Annotated in this window: 4 protein-coding genes; all 4 read right to left on the bottom strand. The window is 52.1% G+C overall.

The window, feature by feature from the left end:
- Window positions 1-226 precede the first annotated feature (226 nt).
- The 4 genes from QVP67_RS11740 to QVP67_RS11725 all read right to left on the bottom strand — a co-directional run bounded on the left by QVP67_RS11740 (window position 227) and on the right by QVP67_RS11725 (window position 4,903).
- Complete coding sequence (locus tag QVP67_RS11740) at window positions 227-1,348, bottom strand: glycoside hydrolase family 88/105 protein (protein ID WP_022163756.1); 1,122 nt, start codon at window positions 1,346-1,348, stop codon at window positions 227-229.
- 52 nt (window positions 1,349-1,400) lie between these two features.
- Window positions 1,401-2,648: a BNR repeat-containing protein gene (locus QVP67_RS11735; RefSeq protein WP_288180160.1), complete on the bottom strand. Its 1,248-nt coding sequence runs from the start codon at window positions 2,646-2,648 to the stop codon at window positions 1,401-1,403.
- Window positions 2,649-2,746: 98 nt separating this feature from the next.
- Complete coding sequence (locus QVP67_RS11730; RefSeq protein WP_022163754.1) at window positions 2,747-4,000, bottom strand: DUF2264 domain-containing protein; 1,254 nt, start codon at window positions 3,998-4,000, stop codon at window positions 2,747-2,749.
- A gap of 42 nt (window positions 4,001-4,042) precedes the next feature.
- A complete protein-coding gene (locus QVP67_RS11725) occupies window positions 4,043-4,903 on the bottom strand; it encodes a glycoside hydrolase family 16 protein (protein WP_022163753.1) in 861 nt (286 codons plus the stop codon).
- Window positions 4,904-4,952 lie beyond the last annotated feature (49 nt).

Genomic DNA, 4,952 nt, shown 5'->3' with positions numbered 1-4,952 from the left:
AGCCACACTTGCACGGCTCACGAGCAACACAAGTGTAGAACAAGCGGGTAATCCACATATTCACAAAACACTGATTACCAAAAGAATAGTAAATCCATAAAAGAACTGTTTTCCGAATAAAAATGAGTCCGCAGACCACCTTCGAAAAAAGCGGCTGCGGACACCCAAGAATAAAGAAAAATTTGAGAAATTGTTGTTGATATAGCCTCACGGCTACAAACAATATTTACATCAGATAGCGCACCATCTCGCAAGCGGCCAGCAGGAATGCTCCGACTCCGAAGTTGGAGGTAGACTTGGCATCGACTACCTGGCCTGGTATGGCCTTTTCGCCAATGGGCTGCACATAACCCACACTGCCATCGGGCTGCAAAGCCACGGTAGACAAGTATTTCCAGGCTTTCATCACTACGGGTTCGTAGGTAGCCTTGTCCAGCAAGCCGTTGTTCATACCCCACAGCAAGCCGTAAGTGAAGAATGCCGTTCCGCTGGTTTCGGGGCCCGGTGCATGTTCAGGGTCGAGCATACTGCGCGTCCAGTAGCCCTTGGGTTGCTGGCAGGCAGCCACGGCCTTGGCCATGGTCTGGAAACGGTCGATATACTCCTGACGGTAGCGGTCGGTTTCGGGCAGGTCCTTCAGCACCTTGGCCAGTGCGGCAAGCACCCAGCCGTCGCCACGTGCCCAAAAGTCTTTCTTTCCGTTCAGACTCTTGTGTTTGGGATAGACGTACTTACCGTCGCGATAGTACAGGCCTTCTTCGGCATCGTACATGATGCTGTTGGCGTATTCCCAGTATTCGTGCAGTTTTTCCAGATAAAGCGGATTGTTGGTCAGCTTATACATTTTGGTCATCACGGGCATCACCATGTACAAACCGTCGGCCCACCACCAGTAGTCGTTCTTATCGGTACTCATCTGATACTCCATCACCTCGCGGGCACGGGCTACTTTGTAGTCGGCCGGTTCCACGTTGTATAGGTCGACGTAAGTCTGGAAACAGATCTGATAGTCGCCGAAGAGGACATACTCGTCGCTCTCGCCGTAGCTGTATTTCCACTTCGATTTGTCGTCGCTCTTGGCTCCCTTCCACTCGTTGTGTTTGGCCCAAGCTTCGGAATAGTTGTAGTAATCACGGTTACCGGTCAGAAAAAAGGCTTCTATGTTGCCGGTGTGATAGGCTGCGTTGTCCCAGAAAGCACGTCCGTGCTTCGGATGCGTCTCCTGCCAGTGACGGTTCACTTTGTCGATTATCTTGACCACGTTCTTCGCTTTCGGGCGCTGTGCCAAGCACGGTGTTCCTCCCAGGCAGAAAGTCAGGGCCAGCAATGCAAAAATAATTTTCTTCATAATGTCTGTATTTCTTTGAGTTGTTTTATGATTTCATGTAATATGCAACAGGTCAGCGACCGACTTCCAGCACGTAGACCGGTTGCGGAGCAAATTCGACGGTACGTTCGCCGTCGCCCTGACGGGTGTGCTGTACGAAGAGGTGCAGCCGGCGCTGTTTCTTCCACAATTCAGTGTCGTGCGAGGGTTCCCAGGCATCTACGGCAAAGTCGGTCAGGTCGGCAAACTGCCACTTGCCGTTGGCCACATCGGCAGTATGGGCCACAGACACCTTGCTGCCCCGTTCTTCGTCGCGAAAGACGTAATATATCTCGCCGTCATCCACCACGATATGCGGACGCGCAATGGGAATCATCTTCGTACCTCCGCCCTTGAGCGAGAACGGAACAGTACGTTCGCCTACCTGACGGCTATGCCACTCCAGCCCGTCGTGCCACACAATGCGATACTGGGGCACGTCGCTGTCAGGGTCACGCCAATAGGTAGCGATGTACGGATTGCCTCCGGCATCGGCACTCATGCTGGTCTGGTTGATCAGTTCCGAATTCTGCGGAATGCGACAGGCATACTCGGCGTTGCCCAGACGGATGGGCAAGTCGTACTTTCGTCCATTGGCCTTGTACCAGGTGACGCCATTGTCGTAGGAACGGGCGTAACAGAGGTCGTGATTAGTCTCCACATGCCACGTTTCGCGCCACACCCACGACAAGTGGATGGTACCCTGCTCGTCCACGTAGAGTTGCCAGTAAGCATTACGCTTGTCCTCGCCATCAATCAGCACGTCCTGCACCCGATGCCATCGCCCGGTCTTCACGTCGTAACGGTTCAGCACCAGGTTACCCCGCCCCGATGAACCGGAACGGTAGGCAAACAGCAAATCGCCACCCGACAAGAGATAAAACTCCGGATAAGTCACGTTACCTTCGTCGACACCGGTCATCGGTTCCTTCTCGCCCAGTTCGAGCGAATAAGGTTTCAGGCTGCGACAATAGTTCAGCGGATGGCCGTGATGGTCGAAAGCCACGTGCAGATAGCCCTTGCCGTCGATCATCATGCTGATGACGTTGTGGGCATCCTTTACATTTCCCTTGTACTGTGTGCGGTGCAGTGTCCAACGGTCGGAACCGAGCTTGCGTTTGCCCAACATCAGATAGCCGTCAGCATCGTAATAGGCTATGTACTGCTCGTCGCCACTGGTCACCAGCGAGTTGTTACGGAAAACCGTCGTATTGACCGACGTCTGACTGTATCCCTCGCCTACTTCCACGAGCCTCGCGGCAGGCACAGCCTCCTGCGCCATTGTTCCAAGGGGCAGGCAAGCCAATGCCAGCAGCAGACATGTATTTCGAAAGTTTCTCATATCAGGAATAAAGGTTGTAAACAGAGAAACCGGAAAAATTACTCATAATAAGCATGATCCTTCGGGAAATCTTCGCCCTCCCAAGCCTTCTTGCTGGTCCAGCTTTGCGGAGCGTCGGTCCAGAAAGGATGATCGGCCGGCAATCCCAGCGGCAAGAAAGCCAATGAAGCCATGTAAAGGCTACCATTATTGGTATACCAGTCGGAGATATTGGGTTGCGAACCGTTGAAGCCGAGTGTGAGGAATCCCTTTTCGTTGAAGTTGCGGTTGTCACCGAACATGCGCTTGATGACAGCCGTCATGGCAGCACGCACCTGTCCGTTCGACAGTTCCTTCGGCAACCATCCGCGCCATGCCAGCAAGGCCAGAGGCTGAAGCGTACCGGTGCGGTAAGTAATGGAACGGCCGTATACGGGGAAAGTACCTTCGGGCGAAATCAGACGTTCCAGAATAGAGCCATAGCGCTGCATACGCTTCTGGGCACGCAGGAAGTTGCAATCGGGCGCATTCCAAACCTTGTTTTTGCCACTGTTGGTGAATACTTCAAGACACTCAACGTACATGGGATGCAGCACGAAGCTGTTGTAATAGTCGAAGGCAAAGCCCGGTCCGTCGCTGTAGAAACCATCGCCGACATACCACTCTTCGACCTTGCGAAGTGAAGAGACAATGCGGTACGTATCGCTCTTGGCTCCTGCCTTACGCAAGAAGCACTCTACCGTCGATGAAAACAGTAACCAGTTGGTATAAGGCGGATCGACACGGCGTAATTGGCTGAACTCTTCGATGTAGCGTTGCTTCGTCAGGCTGTCGAGCGGCATCCACAAAGCATCGTATCCACGCAAGAAACTTTCGGCCACGTAAGCGGCATCGACCAGTGTCTGTCCTTCCTTGCGCCACAACAGGTAATCCTTACCCTGTGGATCAACAGCCTGAGCATAGCTCTTCAGTGCCCATTCGCGCAACTGCTTGCGCTGCTTACCTTCAGCCGTATCATCATCGGGCAACGAAAGCCACGGTGCCAGACCGGCCATCAGACGGCCGAAGCATTCCATGTAAGTTACCTTCTTATTGCGTCCGTCCCATGTAGGACTGAGCTCTACCAGCATATTTTCCTGCAGGCGGCCTTCACTCATGTTGCTCAGTACAGGAGCCGCCATACGGTACATCACGTCGCACCACAGTTCGCGGTCGGTCATTTCTTTTTCTTTCTTATTCTTTGCCGAAACAAGCTGAGCCGGCAACAACAAAGCTACTACCAGGAGTAGCCATAAGCTTTTTCTTGTCTTCATGATATTTTGTATAATGGTTTATTGATTACATATTATAATAAGTTATTTCTTCTGATAGACACGCACGTAGTCTATCTCGTATTTCATAGGCAGAGCAGCATCGTCTATCGGTCCGCCGTTGATGCCTCCGATGGCAAGATTCAGCAACAGATACATCGGCTTGCGGAATGGATTGCTTCCCTGGCCTATCTTACCGTTTATTGTCTCGCTCAAAGGAATCTCGTTCAGCAGTTCATCGTCCAAATAAAGCTTGATGCTTGTTTCGTCCCAATCCATACGCCACAGGTGAAACTTGTCTGCCCAGTTGGCATCACGGTCAGTAAAATGAGTAAAAGGAATCTTGGCACTGTTCCATTTGGCATGATATGGACGGTCGGTACCCCAGCAGGCATTGGCCAGAATATGTGGCACACCCTTGATGCGGTAATACTCCATCACATCAATCTCACCGCACGAAGGCCACTGTACCCCTTTTCCCAGCAACCAGATAGCCGGCCATGCCCCTCCGGCTGTAGGAATCTTGGCATACACTTCGAAGCGTCCGTAAAGGAATTCCTTCTTCCCGGCAGTCGTAACCGATGAGGACGTATATTCGATGAACTCACGTTTCTTGCGCCAGTCCTTACTGCCCGCCTCGTACAAAGGGTTCTTCCGTCCTTCCACTTTGCGGGCTTCGATCACCAGTTTTCCATCCTTGCAATATGCATTATCAGGCTGGTACCACTGCGCTTCCTCGTTGCGTGCAAAACCGTTCTCGTAATTCCACACCGCTTCGTCCAGTTTTCCGTCACGGTCAAACTCTTCACTCCATACCAGATTCCACTCCTGTGCAAATCCTCCTGCCCATGCTCCACAAACGAGAAGCACCGACAAAACACCTTTTTTACAATATTGTATCAGCATATCTTTATGTTTGTTTACGGGTATGTAGGTCGGCGGCATTGCTGCCGCT

Origin of the sequence: Bacteroides sp. CAG:633, from assembly GCF_000435115.1 — a bacterium.
GTDB classification, from domain to species: Bacteria; Bacteroidota; Bacteroidia; order Bacteroidales; family Bacteroidaceae; genus Bacteroides; species Bacteroides ndongoniae.
This window is presented reverse-complemented; position numbering and strand designations above follow the sequence as displayed.

Excerpts from the sequence above, each read along its gene's own strand:
- QVP67_RS11735 (WP_288180160.1), bottom strand. The coding sequence starts at position 2,648 with ATGGCGCAGGAGGCTGTGCCTGCCGCGAGGCTCGTGGAAGTAGGCGAG.
- QVP67_RS11730 (WP_022163754.1), bottom strand. The coding sequence starts at position 4,000 with ATGAAGACAAGAAAAAGCTTATGGCTACTCCTGGTAGTAGCTTTGTTG.
- QVP67_RS11740 (WP_022163756.1), bottom strand. The coding sequence starts at position 1,348 with ATGAAGAAAATTATTTTTGCATTGCTGGCCCTGACTTTCTGCCTGGGA.
- QVP67_RS11725 (WP_022163753.1), bottom strand. The coding sequence starts at position 4,903 with ATGCTGATACAATATTGTAAAAAAGGTGTTTTGTCGGTGCTTCTCGTT.